This window comes from Streptomyces sp. NPDC059897 (assembly GCF_042730865.1).
Classification (GTDB): Bacteria; Actinomycetota; Actinomycetes; order Streptomycetales; family Streptomycetaceae; genus Streptomyces.
Genome location: NZ_JBHWKQ010000007.1, coordinates 41,125 through 66,216, shown reverse-complemented (window position 1 = coordinate 66,216; position 25,092 = coordinate 41,125). Strand labels below are relative to the sequence as shown.

General features: G+C 73.4%; 25 protein-coding genes and 1 pseudogene. 12 read left to right on the top strand and 14 right to left on the bottom strand.

Annotated features, from left to right (window positions below):
* Positions 1–8: 8 nt before the first annotated feature.
* From ACFV9W_RS10515 to ACFV9W_RS10505, 3 genes and pseudogenes are all read right to left on the bottom strand, one after another.
* Positions 9–704 carry a hypothetical protein gene (locus tag ACFV9W_RS10515; RefSeq protein WP_385757684.1) on the bottom strand — a complete coding sequence of 232 codons (696 nt, stop codon included), beginning with the start codon at positions 702–704 and terminating at the stop codon, positions 9–11.
* A gap of 1,830 nt (positions 705–2,534) precedes the next feature.
* Entirely contained in the window at positions 2,535–3,878 is a 1,344-nt protein-coding gene (locus ACFV9W_RS10510) for an LCP family protein (protein ID WP_385757682.1), read from the bottom strand.
* Between the two features lie 97 nt (positions 3,879–3,975).
* Positions 3,976–4,230, bottom strand: a pseudogene (locus tag ACFV9W_RS10505) (methyltransferase); the annotation flags it as partial.
* Between the two features lie 86 nt (positions 4,231–4,316).
* Between ACFV9W_RS10505 and ACFV9W_RS10500 the strand changes: the two are divergent.
* On the top strand, positions 4,317–4,553 hold the full coding sequence (locus ACFV9W_RS10500; RefSeq protein ID WP_385757680.1) for a hypothetical protein: 237 nt from the start codon (positions 4,317–4,319) through the stop codon (positions 4,551–4,553).
* Between the two features lie 17 nt (positions 4,554–4,570).
* Here the strand turns inward: ACFV9W_RS10500 and ACFV9W_RS10495 are convergent, their stop codons facing one another.
* A complete protein-coding gene (locus tag ACFV9W_RS10495) occupies positions 4,571–5,512 on the bottom strand; it encodes an SDR family oxidoreductase (RefSeq protein WP_385757678.1) in 942 nt (313 codons plus the stop codon).
* 215 nt (positions 5,513–5,727) lie between these two features.
* Between ACFV9W_RS10495 and ACFV9W_RS10490 the strand changes: the two genes are divergently transcribed.
* Together ACFV9W_RS10490 and ACFV9W_RS10485 are read left to right on the top strand one after the other, a co-directional pair.
* Positions 5,728–6,291 carry a rhodanese-like domain-containing protein gene (locus ACFV9W_RS10490; protein ID WP_385757675.1) on the top strand — a complete coding sequence of 188 codons (564 nt, stop codon included), beginning with the start codon at positions 5,728–5,730 and terminating at the stop codon, positions 6,289–6,291.
* Complete coding sequence (locus tag ACFV9W_RS10485) at positions 6,288–6,560, top strand: metal-sensitive transcriptional regulator (RefSeq protein WP_385757672.1); 273 nt, start codon at positions 6,288–6,290, stop codon at positions 6,558–6,560. Before ACFV9W_RS10490 ends, ACFV9W_RS10485 begins: the two co-directional genes overlap by 4 nt.
* Here ACFV9W_RS10485 and ACFV9W_RS10480 read toward each other — a convergent pair.
* On the bottom strand, positions 6,517–7,527 hold the full coding sequence (locus ACFV9W_RS10480; protein ID WP_385757669.1) for a DMT family transporter: 1,011 nt from the start codon (positions 7,525–7,527) through the stop codon (positions 6,517–6,519). The genes ACFV9W_RS10485 and ACFV9W_RS10480 overlap by 44 nt on opposite strands.
* Positions 7,528–7,609: 82 nt before the next feature.
* Between ACFV9W_RS10480 and ACFV9W_RS10475 the strand changes: the two genes are divergently transcribed.
* Entirely contained in the window at positions 7,610–8,521 is a 912-nt protein-coding gene (locus tag ACFV9W_RS10475) for a LysR family transcriptional regulator (protein ID WP_385757666.1), read from the top strand.
* Positions 8,522–8,548: 27 nt separating this feature from the next.
* Here the strand turns inward: ACFV9W_RS10475 and ACFV9W_RS10470 are convergent, their stop codons facing one another.
* Positions 8,549–9,205: a maleylpyruvate isomerase N-terminal domain-containing protein gene (locus tag ACFV9W_RS10470; RefSeq protein ID WP_385757663.1), complete on the bottom strand. Its 657-nt coding sequence runs from the start codon at positions 9,203–9,205 to the stop codon at positions 8,549–8,551.
* A gap of 58 nt (positions 9,206–9,263) precedes the next feature.
* On the opposite strand from ACFV9W_RS10470, the gene ACFV9W_RS10465 reads away from it, so the two are divergent.
* Positions 9,264–9,809, top strand: coding sequence for a GNAT family N-acetyltransferase (locus tag ACFV9W_RS10465; RefSeq protein WP_385757660.1), 546 nt, complete (start codon positions 9,264–9,266; stop codon positions 9,807–9,809).
* Positions 9,810–9,991: 182 nt separating this feature from the next.
* Here ACFV9W_RS10465 and ACFV9W_RS10460 read toward each other — a convergent pair whose 3' ends face one another.
* Positions 9,992–10,903 (bottom strand): sigma-70 family RNA polymerase sigma factor, encoded by a 912-nt coding sequence (locus ACFV9W_RS10460; protein ID WP_385757657.1) that lies wholly within the window; start codon positions 10,901–10,903, stop codon positions 9,992–9,994.
* Between the two features lie 88 nt (positions 10,904–10,991).
* On the opposite strand from ACFV9W_RS10460, the gene ACFV9W_RS10455 reads away from it, so the two are divergent.
* The gene (locus ACFV9W_RS10455) at positions 10,992–11,459 is read left to right on the top strand and encodes a pyridoxamine 5'-phosphate oxidase family protein (RefSeq protein ID WP_385757654.1); all 468 of its coding nucleotides are present in this window, start codon (positions 10,992–10,994) and stop codon (positions 11,457–11,459) included.
* Positions 11,460–11,520: 61 nt separating this feature from the next.
* Here ACFV9W_RS10455 and ACFV9W_RS10450 read toward each other — a convergent pair whose 3' ends face one another.
* The gene (locus ACFV9W_RS10450; RefSeq protein WP_385757652.1) at positions 11,521–13,146 is read right to left on the bottom strand and encodes an MDR family MFS transporter; all 1,626 of its coding nucleotides are present in this window, start codon (positions 13,144–13,146) and stop codon (positions 11,521–11,523) included.
* A gap of 162 nt (positions 13,147–13,308) precedes the next feature.
* Positions 13,309–13,947, bottom strand: coding sequence for a TetR/AcrR family transcriptional regulator (locus ACFV9W_RS10445; RefSeq protein WP_385757649.1), 639 nt, complete (start codon positions 13,945–13,947; stop codon positions 13,309–13,311).
* A gap of 163 nt (positions 13,948–14,110) precedes the next feature.
* Between ACFV9W_RS10445 and ACFV9W_RS10440 the strand changes: the two genes are divergently transcribed.
* A complete protein-coding gene (locus tag ACFV9W_RS10440; RefSeq protein WP_385757646.1) occupies positions 14,111–14,707 on the top strand; it encodes a DUF4232 domain-containing protein in 597 nt (198 codons plus the stop codon).
* 151 nt (positions 14,708–14,858) lie between these two features.
* The gene (locus tag ACFV9W_RS10435; protein WP_385757644.1) at positions 14,859–15,080 is read left to right on the top strand and encodes a hypothetical protein; all 222 of its coding nucleotides are present in this window, start codon (positions 14,859–14,861) and stop codon (positions 15,078–15,080) included.
* Between the two features lie 9 nt (positions 15,081–15,089).
* Here ACFV9W_RS10435 and ACFV9W_RS10430 read toward each other — a convergent pair whose 3' ends face one another.
* Complete coding sequence (locus ACFV9W_RS10430) at positions 15,090–15,353, bottom strand: DUF5133 domain-containing protein (RefSeq protein WP_385758146.1); 264 nt, start codon at positions 15,351–15,353, stop codon at positions 15,090–15,092.
* A gap of 96 nt (positions 15,354–15,449) precedes the next feature.
* Positions 15,450–16,163, bottom strand: coding sequence for a PP2C family protein-serine/threonine phosphatase (locus tag ACFV9W_RS10425; protein WP_385757641.1), 714 nt, complete (start codon positions 16,161–16,163; stop codon positions 15,450–15,452).
* Between the two features lie 284 nt (positions 16,164–16,447).
* Here ACFV9W_RS10425 and ACFV9W_RS10420 point away from each other — a divergent pair, with 284 nt between their 5' ends.
* Positions 16,448–18,799 carry a LuxR C-terminal-related transcriptional regulator gene (locus ACFV9W_RS10420; protein WP_385757638.1) on the top strand — a complete coding sequence of 784 codons (2,352 nt, stop codon included), beginning with the start codon at positions 16,448–16,450 and terminating at the stop codon, positions 18,797–18,799.
* Positions 18,800–18,877: 78 nt separating this feature from the next.
* Positions 18,878–20,617 (top strand): GAF domain-containing protein, encoded by a 1,740-nt coding sequence (locus tag ACFV9W_RS10415; protein ID WP_385757635.1) that lies wholly within the window; start codon positions 18,878–18,880, stop codon positions 20,615–20,617.
* A gap of 11 nt (positions 20,618–20,628) precedes the next feature.
* Here ACFV9W_RS10415 and ACFV9W_RS10410 read toward each other — a convergent pair whose 3' ends face one another.
* The 3 genes from ACFV9W_RS10410 to ACFV9W_RS10400 all read right to left on the bottom strand — a co-directional run bounded on the left by ACFV9W_RS10410 (position 20,629) and on the right by ACFV9W_RS10400 (position 22,794).
* Positions 20,629–21,339 (bottom strand): response regulator, encoded by a 711-nt coding sequence (locus tag ACFV9W_RS10410; RefSeq protein WP_385757632.1) that lies wholly within the window; start codon positions 21,337–21,339, stop codon positions 20,629–20,631.
* Positions 21,340–21,468: 129 nt separating this feature from the next.
* Complete coding sequence (locus ACFV9W_RS10405; protein ID WP_385757630.1) at positions 21,469–21,927, bottom strand: Crp/Fnr family transcriptional regulator; 459 nt, start codon at positions 21,925–21,927, stop codon at positions 21,469–21,471.
* Between the two features lie 282 nt (positions 21,928–22,209).
* Positions 22,210–22,794, bottom strand: coding sequence for a hypothetical protein (locus tag ACFV9W_RS10400; protein ID WP_385757627.1), 585 nt, complete (start codon positions 22,792–22,794; stop codon positions 22,210–22,212).
* Between the two features lie 245 nt (positions 22,795–23,039).
* On the opposite strand from ACFV9W_RS10400, the gene ACFV9W_RS10395 reads away from it, so the two are divergent.
* Together ACFV9W_RS10395 and ACFV9W_RS10390 are read left to right on the top strand one after the other, a co-directional pair.
* Positions 23,040–23,897 carry a universal stress protein gene (locus ACFV9W_RS10395; protein WP_385757624.1) on the top strand — a complete coding sequence of 286 codons (858 nt, stop codon included), beginning with the start codon at positions 23,040–23,042 and terminating at the stop codon, positions 23,895–23,897.
* Between the two features lie 111 nt (positions 23,898–24,008).
* Positions 24,009–25,010 (top strand): LacI family DNA-binding transcriptional regulator, encoded by a 1,002-nt coding sequence (locus ACFV9W_RS10390; RefSeq protein ID WP_385757620.1) that lies wholly within the window; start codon positions 24,009–24,011, stop codon positions 25,008–25,010.
* Positions 25,011–25,092 lie beyond the last annotated feature (82 nt).

The following is a 25,092-nucleotide window of genomic DNA, read 5'->3' as shown; positions in this document are numbered from 1 at the left end:
CAGCCGGGTCAGCCCTTCCGGTTCGGGTCGCCGAGCGCGTCGAGGCGGCGCTTGATCGCGTCGAGGGCACCGGGGCGGCGACCCGGCACCTGCTCCCGCAGGGCGGTCAGACCGGCGGCGTGCCCGCGGGCCCGCTCCGGGTCGCGGACCTGTTCGAACTGGTGGTGGGCGCGGTCGGCGGCCGCCTCCACGTCCTCGTCGGAGGGCGACTCGCCGCGCGCCATCCGGGCGTGGGCCACGGCGATCCACAGCTCGCAGCTGCGCCCGGGTTCGTCGGCCAGCCTCGCGAGGTCGGCACGCACCTCCATCCAGTGCACGACCTGCGAGGACCGCATCCCGTGCACCCGAAGCGCCTCCCCTTCCCACGCCGCCGCGATGGACGCGGCCTCCCCGTGCCGCCCAGCCTGCACGGCCTCGAGCAACAGGGCATGCGGATCGGGCCCGGCGGGCTGCGCGGGCGCGGCGACGGGCATCGGCGGGACGGCGCCCTGGCCGGACGGTGGGCTGCCAGGAGCGGCGACCGGGGGCGGCGGGGCAATCGGGCTCGGCCCCGGAGCCTTGTCGAGCTGGACGGTCGGGCCGGGGGCGGGGGCTGCCGTCTGCGCGGACGCCTGTTCGCGACTCGGCCCCTCAGCCTTGCCGAGCTGCACGGCGGGCCGGGGAACGGGCGCCTGGACGCGCCCCGCGTCCGAAGCCGCGCCCACGGCGGGAGCGGGCTCAGGATGCGCGTCCGCGACGGGGGGCGGGGTTGGAGCGGGTACGGGTGCGGGTGCCGAAGCCGGAGGCGCGGCGGGCGCCGGAGGCGAGACCGGAGCCGGACTCGGAGTCGAGGCTGGGGCCGAACCCTGAACCGAGGCCGGGGCCGGTGTCGAGGCCGCAGCCGCAGCCGGAGGCGAGACCGGAACCGGAGCCGGACTCGGAGTCGGAGTCGGAGCCGAAGCTGGGGCCGAACCCTGAGCCGGGGCCAGGGCCGGGCTCGAGGCCGAGGCCGGAGCCGATGTCGACGTCGAGGCCGAAACCTGGCTCGGAGCCGGAGCGGAGACCGGAGTCGGGGCCTGAGTCGAGGCCGGATCCGACGATGGGGCCGAGGCCGGAGTCAGGCTCGGAGCAGGAGCGAAGGCCGGATCCGAAGCCGCGAGCGGCGGCGGAACTGCCGCAGGAGTCGAGGCGGATCGCAACGGCGGGGCATGGACCGGTTCCGTACCCGACATCGGGTGCGCGACCGGTATCGGCGTCGAATCCGAGACGGGAGCGGGGCCTTGACGCGGCGCCTCACCAACGGCCGTGGCCTCGGACGGACCTGAATCCTCGGGCCGGGCCGATGCTGCCTGCGCCCCGGTGGCCGAAGCCGCACTCGCATCCGCGACGGGCGTCGAGGCCGACGACGCCGCCCCGCCCGCGGCCGGGAGTTGCTCCGGCGCCGAACCCGTTCCCGGGGCCACAGCCAGTGAAGCGCCCGAGTCCGTAGGCCGCTCCTGAGCCGGGGGCGAGGCCGGAGCCGGGCTCGGAGCCGCAGCCGGGCTCGTAACCGGAGCCGGAGTCGAGACCGGAGCCGCGCTCGAAGCCGGAGCCGGAGACGGGCTCGCACCCGCATCCGTACTCGGAACCGGGGTCAAGGCCGGAGCCGGAATCGAAGGTGAGGCCGGAGCCGGGGTCGCGACCGTAGCCGCAGCCGGGCTCGTAACCGGAGGCTGCGGCGACGCACCCGCTCCCGTACCCCGAGGATCCGCCCCGCCGGGCCCGCCCGTAGCCGCGTGGTCCGCCGCGTGGCCGGTCGGTGTCGGTGGGACGTGACCCGAGCCCAGTGACACGAACAGCGCGCCCGCCGGGCCCGCGTGGGAGGCTGCCGTTTCGTGGAGGGCCGGTGGGGCGGGGCGGGCGCCCGTGCGCCAGATGTCGGCGTAGGCGCGGAGGTAGGTGGGGGTGAGGGTGGTGCGGCGGGGCGGGGGCGGCTGGACCCGGCCGAAGAGGCTCGTGCCGTGGCCGAGGCCCAGGCCGCCCGCTGCGACGTGCTTCCAGGCCTCCGCGTCCGCGACGAGGTCGAGCACGACGGTCGTGGTGTGCGCGCGGCGCCGGGTGAGTTCGCCGGTGAGCCAGTGCCAGGGCAGCCCCGTGTAACGCAGGGTGGACGGGGTGGTGCGGGCCAGGGCCAGGTGCAACAGGCGCTGACGCTGGTCGAGGTGGAGCTGACCCGCGACATACAGGTGGAGCGGGCCGGGCTGATCGGCCGCCGTGCGCAGGCGGGTGAGGACGGCCTGTGGGTCGAGCGGGTCCGCGAGTTCGACGACGGACGCCGCCGCCGTGCCGGTGAGCACGCCCGGCGGCACCGCCGCGAGCGTGGGCAGCACGGAGACCGCGTCGATGAGGCCCGCCTTGCCGGCGGGCGCGGCCGCGAGGAGCAGCGCCGTGCCCGGCTCGGTGGAATGTGCCTCGTTGTTGCCTTGCGCGTTGATCACCACAGCAGAACCGTAACCGCAACACAGAGCGTCGCGCTCCCGTCACCGAACCTCAAGTGGCCCCGCAGCAGTCGGTTTTCAGCCCTTTTCGCCCGAAGGGCTCCCGCAGCGCAGCCGGTCTCCCGTAACCGGCGCTCCTTCCACCATGCTGCGGTCGTACGTCACTTGCGTCACACCGCGATCGTCGCCGCCGACGGCGACCTGGAAGACCGGGCCGAAACCGGCCACGGACCGCAGCTCCGCGCCGGGCAGCGCGGCCGCCAGGGAGGGCGCGAAGCGGGCGCGTTCGGGATCGTACGTCACGACGGTGGGTCCGCCGGGCCGGCTGCTCGGCGCGGGCGCCTCCGTCACGTCGAAGCCGCTCTCGCGCAGCCCGGCGGCGATACGCGGGTCGTCGACCCGCACCTTGGTCTCCTTGGGCGGCATGCCGACCGGGACCGGGCCGCCGGACTTCCGGGGGGACGCCAGCGGCCGGTCCGCGCGCAGCGCCCCGAACATGGCCTTCGCCCGCTTGTCGTCCCACAGCAGCGACGAGCCCCACTCGGGGTCCCGGTAGTCGAAGTTCGAGATGGGCACGGTGGCGAACTCCGTCCGCCGCGGCGTGAGGTCGCGCAGCTTCCACGCCAGGGACATCAGCGTGCGGGTGTCCGTGTGGCCGTCGGCGCGTACGTGGGACATCAGCGCGCGGGCCGTGCGGGCGGTCGCCATCGGGTCCTTGAAGACCTGCGCGTCGGAGAGCCGCGCCAACATGCCAAGCAGCAGCTTCTGTTGGCGGCGCACCCGGCCGAGGTCGCCGGGCGGGTCGAGGTGGCGGGCGCGGACGTAGCGCAGGGCGTGCTCGCCGTCGACGTCGTGGATGCCCGCGGCCAGGTCGAGTCCCGAGTTCTCGTCGTGCAGCGGTTTCGCGCTGCACACCTCGGCGCCGCCGAGGTCGTCGACGGCGTCCACGAACCCTCGGAAGTCGGCCTCCATGTAGTGGTCGATGCGCACCCCTGTGGCGCGCTCGACGGTACGGACGGCCAGGTCCCTGCCCCCGTGCGCGTACGCCCCGTTGATCTTTCCGCTGTGCGCGGGGTGCTTGTGCCGGGCGAAGCGGACGAAGGAGTCGCGGGGCAGGGAGACGACGCTGAGGCGGCGGCCGTCGGCGGCGATGTGCACGAGCATCAGCGCATCGGTGCAGCCGCACTGCTGTCCGCCGACGTGCAGCCGCTGGATCTCCTCGCGGGACATCCCGCTGCGGTGGTCGAGCCCCGCGACGAGCAGGTTGGTCCCCTTGCCCTTGGCGGCCTCCCGGCCGGGGGCCGGAGCGGATCTGCCCTCCTCCGCTCCGGCCCCCGCGGGCGCCACCCCCGTGAGCGTGGTGATCAGCAGGGCGGCCGCGGCCACCGTGTGGCGGCGGCGGAGACGGTGCTGAGGGGCCATGGAGTACCTCCATCGAGCGGATGTCGGAGCGAGTGTGATCTGACCCCTTTACCCCATGTTGTCCCTGCGGTCCCGCGCTGCCACGCCTGATTCACCGTCATGTACGCACGGTGGCCTCCCCCGTCGGGACCAATCGCCACAGCGACGTCGTCTCCGCCGCGCGTGCGGCGTGCAGCGGATCGGTGCGGTCGCGGGAGCGCGGATGGCACGGCCTGACATCGAGGCGGCCGACGACGCGCAGGCCCGCCGCGGCGAACGCGTTCGCGAGTTCGTCGCGGGCCCGCAGCCCGAGGAGTTCGGCCAGGTCGGAGAGGATCAGCCAGCCCTCGCCGCCGGGGTCGAGGCGGCCCGCACGGATTCTCGCAGACCGTACGAGCGGGCCGGAATCCGTGGGCGCTGGAGGTGCGGCGCTCCCCCGGCGCCGCCAAGCTGAGGGGCATGGACGGACTCGACGGATTCCCCTCGCTTGTCGTGCACGTGGGTCAGCCCGGTGGGCGGCAGGTCAGCATTGGTGGCGAGAGCGTGGGCGTGGCCCGCTCCGTGGCCGATGTCGCGGAGTTCCTGCGGCGCGCGGGGCTCGAGGACGCGCCGCTCGACGACCCGGACGTCGTCGAGTGGCGCGGCGGCGGCAGCGCGATCTGGCCGGCCCGGCCCGTCGACCCGGACGAGGGCTGAGCGGCCGTCCGCGACCGTCAGCGGTATCCCGTGACGTCGGCGGGCTTGCCCGCGTCCTGCACCTCGACGAGGTAGCGCCAGGAGTCGGGCCTGCTGCCGTCGAGGTCGGTGAATCCGTAGATCTTGGCGAGGCCGCCGCTGGACTGGGACGTCCCGTTGAACCGGGCGACGTCCGGGTCGGCGGCGAGCGCGGCGACGGCGCGGCCGGTGTAGCGGGGCGTCTCGGAGATGGCGAAGTGCGGCTGCACCCGCACCGCGTCCTGCCAGTTCTCCTCGGTGACGTCGTAGTGGCCGAGCATGATCTCCGAGCGCATCCAGCCGGGGGTGAGCGCGACGGCGGTGGCCCCACGGGCGCCGAGTTCCTGGCCGAGGGCGAACGCCATGCGCAGGACGGTGCTCTTGGCCAGGTCGTAGAAGAAGGACACCCGGTAGTTCGTGCTGTTGTACTCGGCCGTGCCGTCGGTGACCTCCACGACCAGGCCGCCGGGGGTGCGCAGCAGCAGCGGCAGCGCGTAGTGGCTGGTGACGGCGTGCGTCTCGAAGGACAGTCGGTGCAGCCTGAGCCCGTTGTCGAGGTCGTGCTCCCAGACCGGCGTGTCCCATTCGAAGAGGTTCTCGCCGCCCCAGATGTCGTTGACGAGGATGTCGAGGCGGCCCTGTTCGCGGTCGATGCGCTCGACGAGGGCGCGCACCTGGTCCTGTTCGAGGTGGTCGGTGGGGACGGCGATGCCCTCGCCGCCGGCGGCCGTGACGAGGTCCGCGGTGTCCTCGATGGTCTCCGGGCGGTCGTACTCGGAGCGGCGGGCGCGGGTGCTGCGGCCGGTGACGTAGACGGTGGCGCCGGCCGCGCCGAGTTCGACGGCGATGCCGCGGCCGGCACCACGGGTGGCTCCCGCGACCAGGGCGACCTTGCCGCGCAGGGGTTGTTCGTCGGTCGCCGGGTGGGCGTTGTCAGGCATGAAGGTGTCTCCCGTTGCTTCCAGGTTCAGATGTCCAGCGTCATTGCCGTGTGGCTCACGCTTCTGTTGCCATGTGGCTCGCTCTCACGAGCATGTCCCGGAATCCCGACATCTCTTGTCCTGCTTTCGGTGGGACTTTGCCCGGCCGCTCCGGCACATACCTACGGGGGTACACGGTGATACCCTCGGGGGTATACCAGGGAGACAGGAGAGACATGAGCACCACCCTCGCCCCCGCCGAACTGCACGGCCGGGCCGACGACACCCTCGTCCTCGATGTGCGCGCACCCGCCGAGTACGCGTCGGGGCACGTGCCCGGCGCCCTCAATGTCCCCGCGGAGCTCATCGACGAGCTGCTGCCCGACCTGCGTGACGCCGCCGGGCGCCGCCGGATCGTCGTCGTGTGCGCGGCCGGGCACCGCTCCGCCGCCGCCTGCGCGAAGCTCGCGGAGGCCGGCGTCGACGCCGTCGGGCTCGACGGTGGCACGCAGGCCTGGACCGCCGAAGGGCTGCCGGTCGACACCGCGGCCCGCCCCGGGCGCGCCGTCTGGGCGATGGACCGCCAGGTCCGGTTCGCCGCCGGTTCGCTGGTGCTGCTCGGCCTCGCGCTCGGCCGCCGCGCCCCGAAGGGCCGGCTGCTCGCCGCGGGCGTCGCCTCCGGCCTCGTCTACTCCGGCGTGAGCAACACGTGCGGCATGGCGGCGCTGCTCGGCAAGCTCCCCTTCAACCGGCCCGCGCCGGGCGCGCTCGACACCGCCCGCGCGGCACTGCGCTCATGAGCGGCACGGGCAACCCGGAGGCGATGGACGCGGTCCTGAAGCGGCTGCGCCGCGCGCAGGGACAGCTGACCGGTGTCATCGCGATGATCGAGGCGGGCCGCGACTGCAAGGACGTGGTCACGCAGCTGGCCGCCGTCTCACGCGCGCTCGACCGGGCCGGATTCAAGATCATCGCCTCCGGCATGCGGGACTGCATGACCGCGGCGGACGGCGAACAGCCGCCGCTCAGCGAGGACGAGCTGGAGAAGCTGTTCCTGTCGCTGGCGTGACGCGGTCCACGGGCACGTCGCACGGCTCATCGGGCACGTCGCACGGCTCCTCGGGCACGTCGCACCCCTTCGGTGCGGCGCGCCTGTTCGCTGGGGCGCGCCTCTTCGGTGCGGCGCGCCCCAGCAGTACGACACCGGCGAGCGTCACGACCCCGCCGATCGCCTCCACCGGCGTCGGCGCCTCGCCCAGCCACAGGTAGGCGACCACCAGGGTCACGCCCGGCACCAGATACAGCGCGGCGGTCGCCGCCGTCACCGTCAGCCGGGCCACCGCGTATCCCCACACCACGAATCCGGCGGCCGACGGCAGCAGCCCCAGGCAGACCGCGGCGACGGTCGCCTCGGCCGGGGCCCGCACCAGCTCACCGAGCGCCCCCGGAGCCAGCGGGAGCAACAGCACCGTGCCCGCCCACATCGCGTAGCAGGCGACCTCGAGGCCGGTGCGGTGCCGCAGCAGCGGCTTGATGGCGAAGTGGTGGACAGCCTGCACGACGGCGGCACCCATGACGGCCCAGGCGGCGGCCGTGTAGCCGGTCTCCCCGCCCGCGACGGCGATCAGCCCACAGCCTGCGAGCGCGATGCCCGACCCCGCGATCGTGCGCCAGGTCGGCCGCTCCCCCAGGAAGGCGACGGCGAGCAGCGCACTGATCGCGGGCACGGACGCCACGATGAGGCTCGCGGTCCCGGCGGGCACCCTCGTCTCGCCCCAGTTCAGCAGGAGTTGGTACGCGCTCATCCCGCAGGCCCCTACGACGAGGATGCGCGGCAGGTCGGCCCTGCGCGGCCTACGCACGCCGAGGAACGGCGCCACGGCGAGCAGCACGAGCGACGCGGAGGCGAGCCGCACGAAGGAGAGCGCGGCCGGGCCGTACCCGTCGAGGGCGACGCGGATCGCGGGGAACGCCGCGGCCCACAGCAGGACGGTGGCCGCGAGGGCGAGGGAGGTCTTGTCGAACGTCAACGTCATGGACTTCACCCTCCCGACCCTGCTGCGTAAAATAGGAAAGGTCCAGTTACTCTTTCTTCCCCTTTCGAGTAGGTGAGCTTTGGTGTTGGAGGTGCGGCGGCTGCGGCTGCTCGCGGAGTTCGCCGCGCACGGCACGGTGGCGGCGACCGCCGAAGCGCTGCATCTGACGGGGCCCGCGGTCTCGCAGCAGTTGGCGGCGCTGGAGAAGGAGACGGGTCTCGTACTCCTGGAGAAGCACGGCCGGGCGCTGCGGCTGACCGGCGCGGGGCGGCTGCTCGTGGAGCACGCGCAGGTGGTGCTCGCCGACCTGGCCGCGGCGCAGGCCGATGTGGCGGCGCTGCGGCAGGGGCGGCCGGGCGCCGTGCGCATCGCGGCGTTCCCGTCGGCGGCGCGGGTGCTGCTGCCTCTGGTGTGGCCCGAACCCGGCGTGGCAGCGCCCCGCCTCGACCTCGTCGAGCACGAGCCGGACGCCGCGGACGAGGCACTGCGGCAGCGGACGGTCGACGTCGCGGTCACGCACGCGTACAGCCTGCTGCCCCGGCCGCTGCCGCCGGGTTGCGAGCAGCGTCATCTCTTCGACGAGCCGGTGGAGTTGGCGCTGCATCCCGAGGCGGCGGCACGACACGGCCTCTCGCCGGGCGACAAGGCGGACCTGGCCGCGTTCGCGCAGGAGGCGTGGCTGGTGCCCGGCGCCGACACCGCCTGCCACGAGATGACCCAACGGGCCTGCGGGGCCGCCGGGTTCGTGCCGCGTGCGGTGGCGCGGGCGAGCGACTTCGGCGTCCTGACGGCCCTGGTGGCGCGCGGCGCCGGAGTGGCCCTGGTGCCCCGACTCGCCCTGCCCGACCGCCTGGAGGGTGTCTCCCTGCACCCGCTGCGCTCCCCCGTGGAGCGCACCGTTCGGGCGGCGTACCGGGCGGGTACGGCCGGACACCCCGACATCGCGTATGTGTTGGACCGGCTCGGCGAGGCCGCTTCCGGTCGGGGCCGCTGATCCGGCGCCCATCGATCGATCTGCCGGTCACCCGATGACGAGCGGTACCTTCCCCGCCAGGGCGCCGAGTTCGCGCCGTTCCTCCTCGGTCGCCGGCCTGCGCCCCGTTCCGACGAGCAGCACGTCCGCGTCGCCCCACCCCGCGGGGAACGCGGCGCCCGCGATCCCCTCCAGGAGCACTCGCGCCCGGGCGAGGCCCTCCACGGGCGGACCGGGCACGCCCTGGAGGTGGGCGGTCAGGTCGAGGTGGTGCAGGGTCCACTCCAGGACGTACGCCGTGAGGTAGTCGCGCACCGTGAGGACCTGCCCCTGTGTGCTCACGCGGGCGTCCGGGTCGGCGAGTCCCGCGGCGCGCCCCGCCGCGGCCCCGACGTCGTCGAGGTGGAAGGTGAGCAGCGCCGGGTCCTGGTACGCGGTGGCGAGGCGGACGGTCAGCGCGTCGAGGGGGTCCTCGCCGGTCGGCGGCTCACCGCCCACGTTCCAGTACGTCACCGCGTCGACGGTCGGCTCCGACGCCGCGGGAGTGGCCAGGGTGATGAGCACGTCCTGCGCGTCGATGACCAGATGACACACCAGGTCGCGCACCAGCCATCCGGTGCATCCCGAGGGCTGCCCGAAAGCCTGCTCGGGCAGCGCTGCGACCGCCGCGCGCAGCGCGGCCCATGAACGCGAGAAGTGATCCACGGCGGCACGCTAGTCCGACCGGGAGGGCCGGACAAGCGCATGAGGAGCGTGTGCTTCGATGCCGCGTACGGAGTCGGTGGCGGAACGGTGGGTCGATGTGAACGACGGTACGTGGGTCAGGGCGCGGCGGGACCGCGATCTGACGGCCTGCGCGCGGGTGCTGCGCGCGGTGCACCGCGCGGACGGCTACCCGGTCAACTGGCCCAAGGACCCCGTGGGTTGGCTGCGCGGCGACGACGCCGTGGGCGCGTGGGTCGGCTGCCACGACGAGCGCGTGGTCGGGAACGTCCTGCTGACCCGCCCCGCCCCGGGGGACATGGCCCCCACCCTCGTACCCGCGGGCACCTCCGTCGCCGTCGTGGGGCGGCTGTTCGTCGCGCCGTCCGCGCGCGGGCAGCGGGTCGGCACGGCGCTCCTGGAGCGTGCCGCGCGCGAGGCACGCCTGCGCGGCGCCCTGCCCGTGCTCGACGTCGTGACCACCGACCGCGCCGCGATCACGCTGTACGAACGGCTCGGATGGCGGTTCCTCGGGCAGGGGCAACAGGTGTGGGGGCCGGGCGAGCCGGTGACCGTGCGGTGCTATGCGGAGCCCTCCGGGGGCTAGGGCCCTTCTGACGGATCTTGCTGGAGTCGCGGGGTCTGGCACGCACATCTGCGGCGTTGTCGTCGGTTGCCAACGCTCCGCGTTGACGCCCTCCTCCGCCTTGCAACTGCACGCACCAGACCCCGCTCACCGGAGCCGAACGAAGCGGTCTCCCGAGCCCAGCCTGATCCGTCAGAAGGGCCCTAAGCCTCCGGGGCCCGGCTCCTGCGGCGGGGCAGGGGCACCATCTCCATTGACGCCAGCCGTTTCTCGTCCGCCACGAGTTCGATGCCGGTGATGCGGGGCGGGTCGGCCGTGAGGTCGACCTCGACGGCGAAGGCGACCTTGAGGGTGCCCGCGTGCGTCCACACCACGCCGGCCGAACCGTCGAGCAGCGCGAGGCGTGCGGCCTTGGCGCGGCCCGCGTACAGGGAGGCCACGGCACGCGCGCCGACCACCTCCGGCTCCGAGCCCATGGCGATCGCCGCGGCGTCCGAGCGGACCACGACATCCGGGTCGAGCACGGTGAGCAGCGCCTCGAAGTCACCGCCCTGGGTCGCGGCCAGGAATGCCTCGACGACCTCGCGGCGCCGCTCGCGGTCCGCCTCCTCCGTGGCGCGCGGATCGGCGTCGCGCACCCGGCGCCGCGCGCGGCTGGCGAGCTGGCGGGTGGCGGCAGGGGTGCGCTCGACGATGGGCGCGATCTCCTCGAACGGCACGGTGAACAGGTCGTGCAGCACGAAGGCCAGGCGCTCCGCCGGGGCGAGCCGGTCGAGGACGACCATGAGCGCGAGCCCCACGGAGTCGGCCGCGACCGCCTCGTCCGCCGGGTCGACGGGGCCTTCGCCGCCCTCGTGCTCCTGGACCTCGAGCGGGTCCTCGCGGCGGGTGTCCCGGGCGCGCAGCAAGTTGAGGCAGATGCGGGAGACGACCGTGGTCAGCCACGCGGCGAGGTTGTCGATCTCCTCGGCCCCGGCCGTGCGACTGAGCCGCAGCCACGCCTCCTGCACCACGTCGTCGGCCTCGGCGGACGAGCCGAGCATGCGGTGGGCGACGGCACGCAGCCGCGGTCGGTGCTCCTCGAAGCGGGCGGCCAGGACGTCGGCGTCGGCCATCTGTCACATTCCTCCGTAGCGGCGTGTCATGGCAGTGCACCATCCACTATCGCCGTAGAAGCCAGTCGTTCTTGTGAAGGAGAATTCCATGTCGCAGGCCGCGCCCGCCCGTTCGGCGAAGCAACGCAGGCAGGACACCATCGACCGCCTGGAGCGGGACGTCGACGCGTGGGTCGCGACGGCCGGGCCCGAGGGCGGTGCGCCGTACATGATGCCGTTGTCCTTCATGTGGCGGGACGAGTGTGTCTACGTATCGACAAGGGCGACGAATCCCGTGGCCCGCAATCTCGTGGCGAGCGGACAGGTGCACCTCGGGATCGGGCCGACGCGGGACGTCGTGCACATCACCGGGCGCTGCGAGGCGCTGCCCGCCGACGAGGTCACCGAGGAGTTCGGCGACGCGTTCGCGGCGCAGGCCGGGTTCGATCCGCGGAGGGACGGCGGAGCGTATCTGTACTTCCGTATCCGCCCCCTGCGCATCCAGGCCTGGCGCGAGGCGAACGAGCTCGCGGGCCGTGACCTGATGCGGGACGGGGTGTGGCTGGAGGTCGACTGACGCGACGGTGCCCCCGCCGCGCTCCGGGAGCGTAGCGGGGGCACCGTGCCGTACGGACGGGTCAGCCGACCGGCTCCGGCTCCTTGTCGGCCGTCGGACCCGCGTTCTCCGCGTGCCAGTCGGCGTTGTCGGCGAGCGGCTTCTCCTTCAGGACGAAGGCGAGGACCAGGCCGACGGCGAAGACGGGCAGCAGGTACAGGAAGATCGGGACGAGCGCCTCCTGGTAGGAGTTGATGACCGTGTCGCGCAGGTCGGCCGGCAGGGCGCGGACCAGCGCCGGGGTCAGCGAGTCGCTGTCGCCGACCTTGGCGGCGGCCTCGGCGGGGATGCGCGAGGCCAGCTGGTCGGTGAGGCGGCTCGCGAACACGGCGCCCACGACGGCCGTGCCGAGCGTCGCGCCGATCTCCCGGAAGAAGTTGTTCGCGGAGGTGGCGGTGCCGACCTCCGAGCCCGGGAAGTCGTTCTGCACGGCGAGCACGAGGGTCTGCATCATCAGGCCGACGCCCGCGCCGGCGAGACCGACGTACACGCACACCAGCCAGACCGGGTCGGACACGTCGAGCGTCGACATCAGGAACGCCGTGAGCATGATGATCGCGGTACCGGCGATCGGGTAGACCTTGTACTTGCCGGTCTTGGACATGATCGCGCCGGACGGCAGGGCGGTGCCCATGATGCCGACGACCATCGGGATCAGCAGCAGCCCGGACTCGGTGGCCGACTTGCCGTAGACCATCTGCAGGTAGGTGGGCATGTAGCCGACGATCGCGAACATGCCGAGACCGATGACGATCATGCCGAGCAGGGTGGCGACGTTGAAGATCGGCGACCGGAACAGGTGCAGCGGGATCACCGGCTCCTCGGCGCGCTTCTCCGCGAAGAAGAACAGCACCCAGGCGACGACGGCGCCGATGCCGAGGCCGATGACCAGCGGGTCGGACCACTCGTACTGCGTGCCGCCCCACGAGGCGAACAGGACCGTGCACGTCACGGCGGCGGCCATCAGGATCGTGCCGAGGTAGTCGAGCGTGACCTGGACGGCCTTGCGCGGCAGCTTGATCGCGACGACCGCGACGAAGAAGGCCAGGATGCCGAGCGGCAGGTTGATCCAGAACGCCCAGCGCCAGGAGTGCTCGTCGGTGAACCAGCCGCCGAGCAGCGGTCCGACGACGGAGGAGAGGCCGAACACGGCGCCCATCGGGGCCATGTACTTGGCGCGCTCGCGCGGCGGCACCAGGTCGGCGATGATCGCCTGCGAGGTGATCATGAGGCCACCGCCGCCGAGGCCCTGGAGGGCACGGCCCGCGATCAACGTGCCCATGTTCGGGGCGAGTCCGCAGACCACCGAGCCCACCAGGAACAGGGCTATGCCCGCGAGAAAGATGTTCTTGCGGCCCATGAGGTCGCCGAGCTTGCCGTAGACCGGCATGCCGATGGTGGCAGCGAGGATGTACGCGGTGGTGATCCAGGCCATGTGCTCGATGCCGTTGAGCTCGCCGACGATGGTCGGCAGGGCGGTCGAGACGATGGTCTGGTCGAGCGCGCCGAGCAGCATGGTCAGCATCAGCGCGGCGAAGATCAGGCCGAAGTTGTGCGGCTTGACCGTGCTCTCCTCGGTCCCTTCGGGCCCGGCGGCCGCCGGGTCGGGGCCGGAGTCGATGCCCTCGGAAGCGGGGGCGTGCGTCATTGCGGTGTTCTCCGATGTGGTGTGCGAGTGGAGTGGTACATGGCTGCCCCTGCGGCGGGGAGAGCGGTTGCCGCGTACGGGGTGCTTCGGTGGTGCTGATGCGGGGAGAAGGGGGAGTTCGGGGGTGACCGCGAGGGGGAGGTGGTCACACGGGTGGCGCGCCTATTTCACGGCGGCCGGTCCCAGCAGCGTGCGCAGCGAGTCGAAGGCTTCGCGTACGCGCCCGGCGGGTCCGTCGTGGTGGTCGCTCGACTGCTGCCACCGTTTGATCCCGCTGCGCACGGTCGCCATGGCGACTCCCGCGAGCAGTTCGGCCGCCGCGCCGTCGGGCGGGGTGCCGGTGCGCCGGGCGATGAGGCCTGCGAGGTCCCGTTCGACCGCCTCGCACTGGGCGAGGAAGGTGGCCAGGACCGAGGGCACGCCGTCCGCGATGCGCAGCAGGTCCTCCAGTTCCTGCGGCTCGGGGACCGCTTCCTGGAGGTGGTCGGCGAGAATGTCGCCGAGGTCGCGCAGCACGGCGTCGGTCCCGCTCCCCTCCCCCTCGGTGAACCGGTCCGCGAGTGCGGGCGGCACGGTGCCGGGGAGGGCGAAGAGGGCGGCTTCCTTGCTGGGGAAGTAGTTGAAGAAGGTCCGCGGGGAGACGCCGACCTCCTTGCTGATCATCTCGACCGTGACCTGCGCGAAGCCGTGCTCGCGGGCAAGGCGGACCGTGGCCGCGTGCAGCTCGGTGCGCGTCTGGCGGCGCCTGCGCGCGCGCAGCCCCTCGGCGGGGGCGCTCGGCTGCTGGTCGGAGACGGTCACGGGCGTGATTCTTGCACACCGTGCAAACCTTGCGCGCAGTGCACCCCCGCCCCGGCGGCGTGCCCCCGCTCACACTTTCGGGTTAGGGTCGTATGCCTGTAATTGCCGCATTTTGGCGGCAGTGAACGACCACGACGGACCGACCACGGACTGGGGACTTCCGATGCGCGCTCGTCACGTCACGCGTCATGCCGCGGCGGCCACCGCCGCCGCGCTCGCCCTGACCGCCCTGACCGCGCTCGCCGCGCCGACCGCGGGAGCGGCCGGAGCAGCCGGCTCCCCCTCGGCCGCCTCGCCCGCCGCGCTCGCTCGCTGCGGCGAGAACGATGTGACCGTGCGCGCCCAGCCCTCCGAGGACAACGCCGACATCCTGCGGCTGAGCGTGCGCAACGACTCGTCGAAGGCCTGCCTCGTCGACCGCGTCCCCACCGTCACGTACGGAGAGCTGGACGGGGCGGCGCTTCCGCTGCCGCTGGTGCCGCATGCCGGCCGAACCCTGGCCGCGCACGACACGGCGTACGCGGCGGTCCTGTCGGTGTCCGACGCGGAGGACGCCAAGGACGAGGCCCCTGCCGTCATGTACGTGACGGTCGCGGCGGTGCCCGATCACGAGGGCCGCAGCTTCCAGGCGCTGACCCTCGGCTCGCCGACCGGCGTACGGGTGTGGGAGCCGGTGACGACGCTGTGGCAGTCGTCGGCCTCGCAGGCCCGGCAGGTACTGATGGAGGAGACCACGGGCCGCGGCACACTGGCGGTCTGACGCCCGCCGGCCCGCCGGCCCACGGGTCGGGACCATTGCCCTTGTCATCCGGGACCTTGGCCCGCCCCGCGGCCCGGCACTCGCTCCTAGCCTTGGGCTGCTCCCCGTACCCCCGTACCCCCGTACCTCCGCACGAGACCGAGGCACGACGATGGCCCATCTCCCCTACCCGAGCGATCCCCGTCCCGCGCGGGGCAAGCGGCGCCCGCGTTCCCGAATCGCGCTCGGGGGCGGTGTCGCCGCGACCGCCATCGCCATCGGTGTGATCACGGCGTCCGGTGGCACCGGCGGCACGAGCCAACGGCCCGCGCCGCATGCCGACAGGAGCGGCACGGTCGACATCGGCGCCGTCGAACGGCCCGAGGCGCGCTGACGCCCACCCTCACCGGTGTCGGCACATGTGCGGCGTCCTGCGCCGCCGGGCGGTGAGCATCGAGTCGTCGTGCACGCGCGCCCCGGGCAGCCGGTGCCGGGCCGCGACGAGCGCCGCGTCCACGTCACTCGTGCCGGTGGCCACGCAGAGGCTGTATCCGACGTCGTCGAGCCGGCGCCGCGCGGCGGGTCCGCCGTCGTCGGCGTCGAGCGCGCTGAGCATCTCGTACTCGCGGATGAGATCGGTCAACAGGGCGGGATGGGCGAGGAGCATGTTCTGCAACTCCCTTCCGTCGTCGTCTGCTGTCACACGGTCCGCCCTCCGTCTCCCCTGTCACGCGGGACGAAAACAGCTTCGGAGCAACGGATTTCACTGCCTGCTCGCAGGCTCCAGCGCCAGCAACGTGGCATCGTCCTGGAGGCGGCCTCCGGCGTGGTGCAGCAGGTCGGCCGAGAGGGCGGCGGTGAACGGGGCGAGCGGCAGTTCGCTCAGCTCTGTGGCGCGCTCCGCGAGGGGGTAGAACTCACCCTCCGCGTCGCGGGCCTCGGTGGCGCCGTCGGTGTGCAGCAGCATGCGGTCCCAGGCGGTCGCGGATATGTGTTCCGCGCCGCACCAGCCGTGCGCGAGGTCGAGCAGGCCGAGAGGCGGCGCGGGGGCGGGCACGGCAGCCGGAACCGCTGCCCCGGCGCGCATCAGGAGGGGCGGCGGGTGCCCGCAGCAGACCACCTCGGCGGACCCGTCGGGGGCGACCGTCACCAGCGTGGCGGTGACGAACCGGTCGGGCTCCTCGGAGTGCGCGACCAGCGAGTGCAGCCGCACGGCGAGCACCTCCAACGTCCGCTGGACGCGGGCGAGCCGCTGCCACGTGCGCAGGACCGTGTCGGCCGTGCGGGACAGTTCGGCGCCCTTGCCCATCACGTCGCCGATGAGCAGCCGTGTCCCGTACGGCGTGTCCACGATGCCGTGCAGATCGCCGCCCGCGCCGCCGTCCGTCCCGGTGCCCGCCGCCAGTCGCCGGGCGCTGACGCCGAGCGTGCCGAACGTCTCGGGCAGGGAGGTGGTCGACGACGGACGGGTGGTCATAAGGGCCTTTCGGGAGGGTCCGGAGGTCTCGGCTCCGGTGGTGCCGGTGGGGCGCTGCTCGGCCGGCGCGACAGCCGCAAGTTCCCCGGAAGTGTAGTCAGCCGGACGCTCCGTGTGACGGTTTCCCCGAAGTGCGCGAGGAATTCGCGGGACTTGGCACAACTACCCGTCTGCCCCTTCCCGTTCGGGTGGTCGTCCTGTGAAGGGGGTACGCCGGGGGCCGCTTCGGCCTAGCCTGGCGACGGCAGTCGCCACCCCTCCGTACCGCACGAGGTGAGCCCCCTATGAACCCCAGTCCCACCCGGCGCACGCCGGGCGAACTGCCCGCCGAGACGACGAGTTTCGTCGGGCGGCGCCGGGAGCTGGACCAGGTCGCGGACGTGCTGACCCGGGCCCGCCTCGTCACGCTGACGGGGCCGGGCGGCGTCGGCAAGACCCGGACCGCGGTGCGCGCGGCGCGCGACCTTCGGGGCAGGTATCCCGACGGCGTGCGGCTCGTGGAGCTGTCGGCGCTGCACGACCCGGCGCTGCTCGCGAACGCGGTCGCGGCGGCGCTCGACCTGCCGGAGCAGGCGGCGCGGCCCGCCATCGAGGTGATCGCCGACCATCTGGAGGACCGCGAGCTGCTGTTGCTGCTCGACACCTGCGAGCACCTGGTCGACGCGTGCGCGGTGCTCTGCGACGAACTGCTGCGCTCTGCGCCCCGGTTGCGGATCGTCGCCACCAGCAGGCAGCCGCTCGACGTGCCCGGGGAGCACGTCCTGGCGATCGGCCCGCTGAGCATGCCGCAGCCGGCGGGCGGCGCGGAGCGGGAGTGCGACGCGCTGGCCCTGTTCGCCGACCGGGCGTCCGCGGCGGTGCCGGGGTTCACGGTGAGCGACGACAACAGGGCGGACGTGCTGGCGCTGTGCCGTCGGCTCGACGGAATCCCGCTCGCCATCGAACTCGCGGTCTCCCGGCTGCGCGTGCTCTCGCTCGACGAGATGCTGACGCGGCTCGACGACCGGTTCCGGCTGCTCACCGGGGGGCGCCGCACCTCGGTGCCGCGCCATCAGACACTGCGTACGGCGATCGGCTGGAGCCACGATCTGTCGACGGCGGCGGAGCGGCTGCTGTGGGCCCGGCTGTCCGTGTTCGCGGGCGAGTTGAGCCTCCAGGCCGCCGAGGTGGTGTGCGCCGACGAGGACGTGCTGCCGGTCGAGGACGTGCTGACCTCGCTGATCGGCCTCGTCGAGAAGTCGGTCGTGGTGCGGGTCGAGACGCCCGAGGGCACGCGCTACCGGATGCTCGACACCATCCGCGAGTACGGCCTGGAGCAGCTCGCCGTGCTCGGCGGCGAGGAGCGGGCGCGGCGCCGCCATCTCGAGTACTTCCTCGACGCGGCGCGCGCCTTCGACCAGGAGTGGACGGGCGACGCCCAGATCCCGTTGCTGCGGGCGCTCGTGCGGGACCAGGCCAATGTCCGGGTCGCCCTGGAGCACTGCCTGGCCACACCCCGGCTGCACTGCGACGGCCTGGACATGGCGACGTCCCTGTGGGGCTACTGGCATGCGACCGGGCTGCTCACCGAGGGCCGTTACTGGCTGCGCCGCACCCTGGACGGCTGCCGCGACGAGACGCCGCAGCGCGTCAAGGCGCTGTATCTGATCAGCTGGTACATGGACATCCAGGGGGAACGGGGCAAGAACGAGGCGCTGTTGAAGGAGGCCGAGCAGGTCGCCGCGCGGATCGACGACCGGGTGGGTGCCACGTGGACGCTCGCCTTCCAGGCGCACCGGCGCTACTTCCTCGGTCAGATGGAGGGCTGCGCCGACGACTTCGACGAGGCCCGGGCCCGGATGACGACGCTCGGCGACGAGACCGGCCTGCTCATGCTGGGCTTCTACGCCGGGTTCATGCTGATCGTCTCCGGTGACCACGAGAAGGGCATCGCCTGGTGCGACGACTCGCTGGCGCGCGGCGCCGCGCATCCGGGCGAGCAGTGGGCGCGCAGCTGGGCCCTGTGGGTCAAGAGCGTGGGCCTGTGGCTGAAGGGTGATCACGAGGCGTCCGTGGAGTGCGCCCGCGAGGGCATCCGCGCCAAGGCCGCGCTGCACGATCTGATGGGGCTCGCCCACTTCATGGAGGGCCTGGCCTGGCACGCGGCGGAGCTGCGGCGCTTCGAGCGGGTCGCCGCGCTGCAGGGCGCGGCCGACGCGCTGTGGCGGCGGGCCGCGAAGGAGGCCAGGTTCGGCCTGCCCGTGCTGCACGAACTGCACGCGCACGCCGCGGACCTGGCCCGCGAGGTGCTCGGCGCCGACGGGTACCACCATTCGTTCGAGGAGGGCACGGCGCTCCCGTTCGACGTCGTGGTGGACCTGGCGCTCGACGACGAGTCGGCGGCGTCCCCCGATGTGCCGCCGCAGCGCTCGGGCCCCACCGACGGTCTGACGCCCCGTGAGCGGCAGGTGGCCGCGCTGGTCGGCGACGGGTGCACCAACCGGGAGATCGCGGCGAAGCTCGTGGTGTCGAAGCGGACGATCGACTCCCATGTGGAGCACATCCTCACCAAGCTCGGCTTCACCTCCCGTTCCCAGATCGCCGCGCTGCACGCCTCGCCCTCGGCGGACTCCGCCGTTCCACCGTCCGAGGTCTGACGAAGCAGGTCATAGGGGCGCGAACAGCCGCTACCTTGAGTACGAAACGACACCTCACCAAGGCCCCACGGAGGCCGGATGGCCGAGGACGGTGCACGGGGGTCGGGCCCACTGCCGAGGCTGCGGCTCGACGAACTGCTCGAGGAACTACAGGTGCGCATCGGCACGGTCCGCCGTACCCGGGACCGGCTGCAAGGGCTGCTCGAGGCGGTCCTGTCGGTGGGCCAGGAGCTGGACCTGTCCCAAGTGCTGCGGCGGATCGTCGAGGTGGCCGTGGTCCTGGTGGACGCCGAGTACGGCGCGCTCGGGGTGATCGGCGAGGACCGGCGCAAGCTGTCGCAGTTCCTGCCGGTCGGGATCAGCGACGAGCTGCGCGCGGAGATCGGCGACCTGCCGTCGGGGCACGGGCTGCTGGGCGAGCTGATCCGGCACCCGGAGCCGCTGCGGCTCCCGGAGCTCGCCGACCATCCCGCGTCCGCGGGGTTCCCGCCGCACCATCCGCCGATGCACACGTTCGTCGGGGTACCGATCCGGGTCCGCGACGGCGTGTTCGGGAACCTGTACCTGACGCAGAAGCGCGGCGGCGGCGACTTCGACGACGAGGACGTGTCGGTGCTGCAGACGCTCGGCGCGGCGGCGGGCGTGGCGATCGAGAACGCGCGGCTGTACGAGGAGGTCCGGCTGCGGGAGCGCTGGCTCCAGCTGAGCGCCGAGTTCACCGGGAGCCTGCTGTCGGGCGCCGACGAGGCCGAGGTGCTGCGCCTCATGGTGGACCGGGCGCGGGAGATCACCGCGGCGGACCTCGGGGTGGTGGCGCTCCTCGTCCCCGGCGACCACCGGCTTCACGAGATGCTGGCGCTCGGCGAACGCGCCCACGCGCACAGCGATGTGACGCTGCCGCGCGAGGGGACCTTCGCCGGGGCGGCGCTCGCCGTCGGTGACCTGGTCACGTCGGACGACATCCGCAAGGACCCGCGGATCACCTATCAGCCGGACCGCTGGGAGGGGCTCGGGCCTGCCGTGGCGGTGCCGATCGGTACGTCGGAGGGGGTGCGCGGGGTGCTGATGCTGGCCCGCCGGGCTGAGCACGCCCCGTTCTCCGCGGCCGAGTTGATACCGCTGAGCGGGTTCGCGGGGCAGGCGGCCCTCGCGCTGGAACTCGCGGACCGGCGGCGGGACGCGGAGCAGATGAGCCTGCTCGAGGACCGGGACCGGATCGCCCGTGACCTCCACGACCTGGCGATCCAGCGGCTGTTCGCGACCGGGATGACGCTGCAGAGCGCGCAGCGGTTCGTACAGCATCCGGAGGCGGCGGAGCGGCTGCTGCGGGCCGTGGACGACCTGGACACCACCATCAAGATCATCCGCTCGACGATCTTCGGCCTGCGCGAGCGCGGCGGCCCGCCGACCGGCTCCGGACTGCGGGTGCGGGTCGTACGGACCGTGGAGGACGCGGCTCAAGTCCTGGGCTTCACCCCGTCGTTGCGCATGGAGGGCCTGATCGACGCGGACGTGCCGGCGCCCTGCGCCGACGATGCGGTGGCGGTGCTCGGCGAGGCGCTCACGAACGTGGCCCGGCACGCGCGCGCGTCGTCCGCCGACGTGGCCCTCGTGGTGCGCGGCGGCGCGCTGACGCTGACCGTGGCGGACAACGGTGTGGGGATCGCCACGGAGTCGGACGGGCACCGCAGCGGGCTCGCCAACCTCGCGGCCCGCGCCGCCCGGCGCGGCGGAGTGCTGACGGCGACGGCGCGGGACAGCGGCGGCACCCTCCTGGAGTGGACGGTGCCGCTCGCCTCACCGCCGCAGGGCGCGTGAGCCGCTGACGGTCACGGCCGGTACTTGTCCTGCGGCAGCTTCGTCGCGATCACGGCGGCCTGGATCCTGCGTTCCACGCCCAATTTGGCGAGCAGCCGGGAGATGTTGTTCTTCACCGTCTTCTCCGACAGGAAGAGCCGCGCCCCGATCTGCCGGTTGGTGAGCCCCTCCCCCACCAGCGCGAGGATGTCCCGCTCCCGTTCGGTCAGTTCGACGCCCTCGGCCACCGGCGCCCCCGCGGGGTCGGGCTCGGCGGCGCCGCCCTGCCCCGGGCCGCGCAGGCTGCGCATCAGCCGGGCCGTCGTCGCCGGGTCGAGCATGGACTCGCCCGCGGCGACGGTGCGCACCGCGGAGACCAGGTCGGAGCCCTTGATCTGTTTCAGTACGTAGCCGCCCGCGCCGGCCATGATGGCGTCGAGCAGCGCGTCGTCGTCGTCGAACGACGTCAGCATCAGACAGCTCACGTCCGGGATGAGGACGCGCAGTTCGCGGCAGATCGTGATGCCGTCGCCGTCCGGGAGGCGCACGTCGAGCACGGCCACGTCGGGGCGGAGCGCGGGTCCGCGGGCGATCGCCTGCGCGGCGGTGGCGGCCTCACCGACGACGGACATGTCGGGTTCCGCTCCGAGGAGGTCGCGCAGGCCGCGCCGCACCACTTCGTGGTCGTCGAGCAGCAGGATGCGTATGGGCCGGTCCGCTGAGAAAGTACGTGGCTGTGACATACGGCCCCCTCGGATGTGGTGTTGCCCAGACGGGTGGGTGCGAACCCGTCTAGATCCTGAGGCCGTACCGACTGATCCGCCAGGGCCGAACGGTACCGTTCGCCCGGCCCTGGCGGCCCGTCGTCGGTGCTACGCGGCCCCCGATCCGTAGGGGGCGTACAGGTCGAGCAGGCGGGTGCGGGTCACGCTGAGCCGGTGGGCGAGCACCCCGCCCACCCACTGGGCCACGAACGAGCCGAGGCCGGGGTCGGAGGCGCACAGGAGGCGCACCGTGAAGGCGTCGAACTCGTGGGCCCTGACCCGGGTCTCGGCGCGGGCGCCGAGCTGCCACACGTACGGCGGGAACAGCCATGACCAGCCGATCAGTTCGCCGTGGCCGAGGTATTCGACGACGGGGGCGTGCCGGCCCGGCACTCGCATGTCGAGGGCGACGGTGCCGCTGCGCAGGAGCCAGAAGCGGTCCGCGCGGGAGCCCTCGTCGAAGATCCGGGTGCCTTCCGGGAAGCTCACGTCACGGGCGAAGCGCATCAGCCGGCCGCGGTACTCCTCGGGCAGGGTCTGACTCATCCGCGGTGCCGTGGTGGTCATGGGCGGCCTCCTTCCGGGGCTCGGGCGACGGCCGGGAGCGCTTCCTTGCGGGGCGCCGCCGGGGCCCTGCTGTCGGCGGAGCAGGGGCCCGGCGGCGTCATCGCGTCTCCCGGACGGCGTCCTTGCGATACTTCGACGATGCCGGGTCCGCGCCCGTGGGGGCAGGGGCCGAACGGCTCCGGCGCCGGGCCCTGTCGGCTCTGCCGGTGGGCCTGTCGGGTCCCTGAGCAGGCGCTGAGGCGCTGCGCCCGGCTTCCCGTCCGGCGCAGCAGGGGCCTGGACCTACGCGTGCCGCCGGCTCCACTCGGGTCCCACCCGGCGCCAGTCGCGCTCCCATGCCGCGATCCTGCCGCGGTCGAGGACGCGGCGCAGGACGCAGCGGGCCAGGAGAGCGAGCGTCGCGGTGGTGGCACAGACCAGGAAGGCGGCGGTGAGCGCGCGGGCCCAGATGGCCTCGGAGCCCCAGGGCTCGGTGGTGACCCGGCCGTGCCGGTCGAGCCAGACGGTGGCGCGATCGCCCCGCTCGAGGCCCGCGGAGACGGGTGCCTTCGCCACGACGCCCCGGCCGTCCTCGGTCCAGCGGACCTTGACCGGGTAGGTGACCGCGTTCTGCACGCCGCTCTGGGACGGCACGTAGTCCGGGGCGTTCTCGACGAGGGTGGCCCGCACCTGCTGGCGCTGCGCCACCTGTGACCGGGCGTGCCCGGCGGCGTCGGCGTGGGCTCCCCAGCCGGCAGCGAGTCCCGCGAGGGGCGCCACCAGGAGGGCGAGGAGTCCGAGCAGCAGCGCCGCCCACCCCTCGACCGCGTCCGACCTGCGCCGCAGGGGGTTGCCCTTGGCTTGCCTGAACTTCTTGCAGGTCGTCATCGTCACCTCCCTGCCAGGGTAGAACCACGCTCGCGCTCCCGGCCGCCCCGGCACAGGGGCCGAACGGCCCCTCGCCAAGGGCCGGTTCGCCTCTCCCCGCGCAGGTCGGACCGGTGGGAGGGTCCCTGCCACCGGGGCCCGCGAGCACCCGATCCGGTCGTGCTCCACACGAGTGAGCACCGCCTGGCGTGGAACCCGCACCGGAGGCACACCATCCGCGTCATCGCCACGGAGAGGTTCCCGTCATGACCAGTTGTCGCGTACTCAGCGTCGGGACGGACGCTTCGCGTGAGAGCGTGCACGCCGCGGACTGGGCGGCCCGCGAGGCGCTGCGCCGCCGACTGCCGCTGCGGCTCGTGCAGGCGGCGGGCAGGGAGCGTCCCGCGCCCCGGCTACCGGACGTCGATCTGCCGGACCGTGGCGTCCTCGACGTCGTGGCGCTCCGGCTCTCGTACGCCCACCCGGCCCTGGAGATCATCGCCAGGCGCCGCGACGACCAGCCGGTGGCCGCGCTCCTGGAGGCGGCCGCGGAGTCGGAGACCCTGGTGCTCGGCTCGCGGGGCTTCACCGGCTACTCGGGGTTCCTGGTCGGCTCGGTCGCCCTCGCGGTCACGGCGCGCGCGACGCGTCCGGTGGTCCTGGTGCGGGCCGGCGGTCTGCCGCAGGACGAACAGGAGGGGCCCGACTTCCACCCCGTGGTGGTGGGCCTCGACGTGACGGCGCCCGCCGACGAACTCCTCTCCTACGCCTTCGAGGCCGCGGCCCTGCGCGGCGCCCCGCTGCACGCGCTGCACGCCTGGACGCTGCCGCCGCTGCGCGGCAACCGGCCGGACGGGGCGATGCCGGGCGACGCCGCGCGCCAGGAGGAGCGGCTGCGCAGGTCCCTCACGGACGCCGTGCGGGCCTGGCGCACGAAGTACCCGGAGGTGCGGGTCGAGGAGCGGCTCCTTTACGGGCAGCCGGGCCACCATCTCCTCAAGGCGGCCACGACGGCGAGCCTGACGGTGGTGGGCCGCCGCACCGACGTCTCCCATCTGGGCTGCACCGCGCACTCGGTGGTGCACCACGTGACCAGCCCGGTCGCGGTCGTCCCGCACAGCTGACAGCGCGGCCGAAGCCGACCGCGCCCCTCCTGCCGCCGCGCTGACCGTGACCTCGACGAATGTCTCCAACACGCAAACGGTGCGCAAGTTCTTGCGCTAATCTTGCGCCCCATGACGCGCAGACTTGCTCAGGTGGCGAAAAAGGTCGGGGTCAGCGAGGCCACGGTCAGCCGGGTTCTCAACAACAAGCCCGGCGTCTCGGAGGCGACGCGCCAGTCGGTCCTCACCGCGCTCGACGTCCTCGGCTACGAGCGGCCGACGCAACTGCGCGGCGAGCGGGCCCGGCTCGTCGGCCTGGTCCTGCCCGAGCTGCAGAACCCGATCTTTCCCGCCTTCGCGGAAGTGATCGGCGGCGCGCTCGCCCAGCAGGGCCTCACGCCGGTGCTGTGCACCCAGACCAAGGGCGGCGTCTCGGAGGCCGACTACGTGGAGCTGCTGCTGCAACAGCAGGTCTCCGGCGTGGTGTTCGCGGGCGGCCTGTTCGCGCAGGGGGACGCCGAGCACGGCCACTACCAGCGGCTCGCCGAGCGCCAGGTGCCCGTGGTGCTCGTCAACGCCGCCATCGAACGGCTCGGTTTCCCGTGCGTGGCGTGCGACGACGCGGTCGCGGTCGAGCAGGCCTGGCGGCACCTGTCCTCGCTCGGCCACGAGCGCATCGGCCTGGTGCTCGGCCCGGACGACCACATGCCTTCGCAGCGCAAACTCACCGCGGCCCGCGCCATGGAGGGGAAGCTCCCGGGTTCGGCGGTCGAGCGGGCGATGTTCTCCCTGGAGGGCGGGCACGCCGCGGCCGCCCGGCTCATCGCCCGCGGCATCACCGGCATCATCTGCGCGAGCGACCCCCTGGCGCTCGGCGCGGTGCGGGCCGCCCGCCGTACGGGGCTGAGCGTGCCGGGCGAGGTGTCGGTGGTCGGCTACGACGACTCGGCGTTCATGAACTGCACCGAGCCGCCGCTGACCACGGTGCGCCAGCCGATCGAGGCGATGGGGCGGGCCGCGGTCGAGCTGCTCGTCGCGCAGATCCAGGGCGGCACGGTGCCGCCCGGTGAGCTGCTGTTCGAGCCCGAGCTGGTGGTGCGCGGCTCCACGGCGCCGCCGCCCCCGGCCCCGTAGGAGGCGCTCCGACTCCGGCTCCAACTCCCCCGACAAACCCGCCTGTTCATTTTTTGCGGAATATGCGCGACATCTTGCGCCC

Bases quoted from the DNA above. Each gene is read 5' to 3' on its own strand.
- ACFV9W_RS10460 (WP_385757657.1), bottom strand. From the start codon at position 10,903: ATGGCCGACGCCGACGTCCTGGCCGCCCGCTTCGAGGAGCACCGACCG.
- ACFV9W_RS10455 (WP_385757654.1), top strand. From the start codon at position 10,992: ATGTCGCAGGCCGCGCCCGCCCGTTCGGCGAAGCAACGCAGGCAGGAC.
- ACFV9W_RS10465 (WP_385757660.1), top strand. From the start codon at position 9,264: ATGCCGCGTACGGAGTCGGTGGCGGAACGGTGGGTCGATGTGAACGAC.
- ACFV9W_RS10425 (WP_385757641.1), bottom strand. From the start codon at position 16,163: ATGACCACCCGTCCGTCGTCGACCACCTCCCTGCCCGAGACGTTCGGC.
- ACFV9W_RS10400 (WP_385757627.1), bottom strand. From the start codon at position 22,794: ATGACGACCTGCAAGAAGTTCAGGCAAGCCAAGGGCAACCCCCTGCGG.
- ACFV9W_RS10390 (WP_385757620.1), top strand. From the start codon at position 24,009: ATGACGCGCAGACTTGCTCAGGTGGCGAAAAAGGTCGGGGTCAGCGAG.
- ACFV9W_RS10440 (WP_385757646.1), top strand. From the start codon at position 14,111: ATGCGCGCTCGTCACGTCACGCGTCATGCCGCGGCGGCCACCGCCGCC.
- ACFV9W_RS10450 (WP_385757652.1), bottom strand. From the start codon at position 13,146: ATGACGCACGCCCCCGCTTCCGAGGGCATCGACTCCGGCCCCGACCCG.
- ACFV9W_RS10415 (WP_385757635.1), top strand. From the start codon at position 18,878: ATGGCCGAGGACGGTGCACGGGGGTCGGGCCCACTGCCGAGGCTGCGG.
- ACFV9W_RS10490 (WP_385757675.1), top strand. From the start codon at position 5,728: ATGAGCACCACCCTCGCCCCCGCCGAACTGCACGGCCGGGCCGACGAC.
- ACFV9W_RS10430 (WP_385758146.1), bottom strand. From the start codon at position 15,353: ATGCTCCTCGCCCATCCCGCCCTGTTGACCGATCTCATCCGCGAGTAC.
- ACFV9W_RS10485 (WP_385757672.1), top strand. From the start codon at position 6,288: ATGAGCGGCACGGGCAACCCGGAGGCGATGGACGCGGTCCTGAAGCGG.
- ACFV9W_RS10410 (WP_385757632.1), bottom strand. From the start codon at position 21,339: ATGTCACAGCCACGTACTTTCTCAGCGGACCGGCCCATACGCATCCTG.
- ACFV9W_RS10420 (WP_385757638.1), top strand. From the start codon at position 16,448: ATGAACCCCAGTCCCACCCGGCGCACGCCGGGCGAACTGCCCGCCGAG.
- ACFV9W_RS10500 (WP_385757680.1), top strand. From the start codon at position 4,317: ATGGACGGACTCGACGGATTCCCCTCGCTTGTCGTGCACGTGGGTCAG.
- ACFV9W_RS10510 (WP_385757682.1), bottom strand. From the start codon at position 3,878: ATGGCCCCTCAGCACCGTCTCCGCCGCCGCCACACGGTGGCCGCGGCC.
- ACFV9W_RS10405 (WP_385757630.1), bottom strand. From the start codon at position 21,927: ATGACCACCACGGCACCGCGGATGAGTCAGACCCTGCCCGAGGAGTAC.
- ACFV9W_RS10495 (WP_385757678.1), bottom strand. From the start codon at position 5,512: ATGCCTGACAACGCCCACCCGGCGACCGACGAACAACCCCTGCGCGGC.
- ACFV9W_RS10480 (WP_385757669.1), bottom strand. From the start codon at position 7,527: ATGACGTTGACGTTCGACAAGACCTCCCTCGCCCTCGCGGCCACCGTC.
- ACFV9W_RS10435 (WP_385757644.1), top strand. From the start codon at position 14,859: ATGGCCCATCTCCCCTACCCGAGCGATCCCCGTCCCGCGCGGGGCAAG.
- ACFV9W_RS10395 (WP_385757624.1), top strand. From the start codon at position 23,040: ATGACCAGTTGTCGCGTACTCAGCGTCGGGACGGACGCTTCGCGTGAG.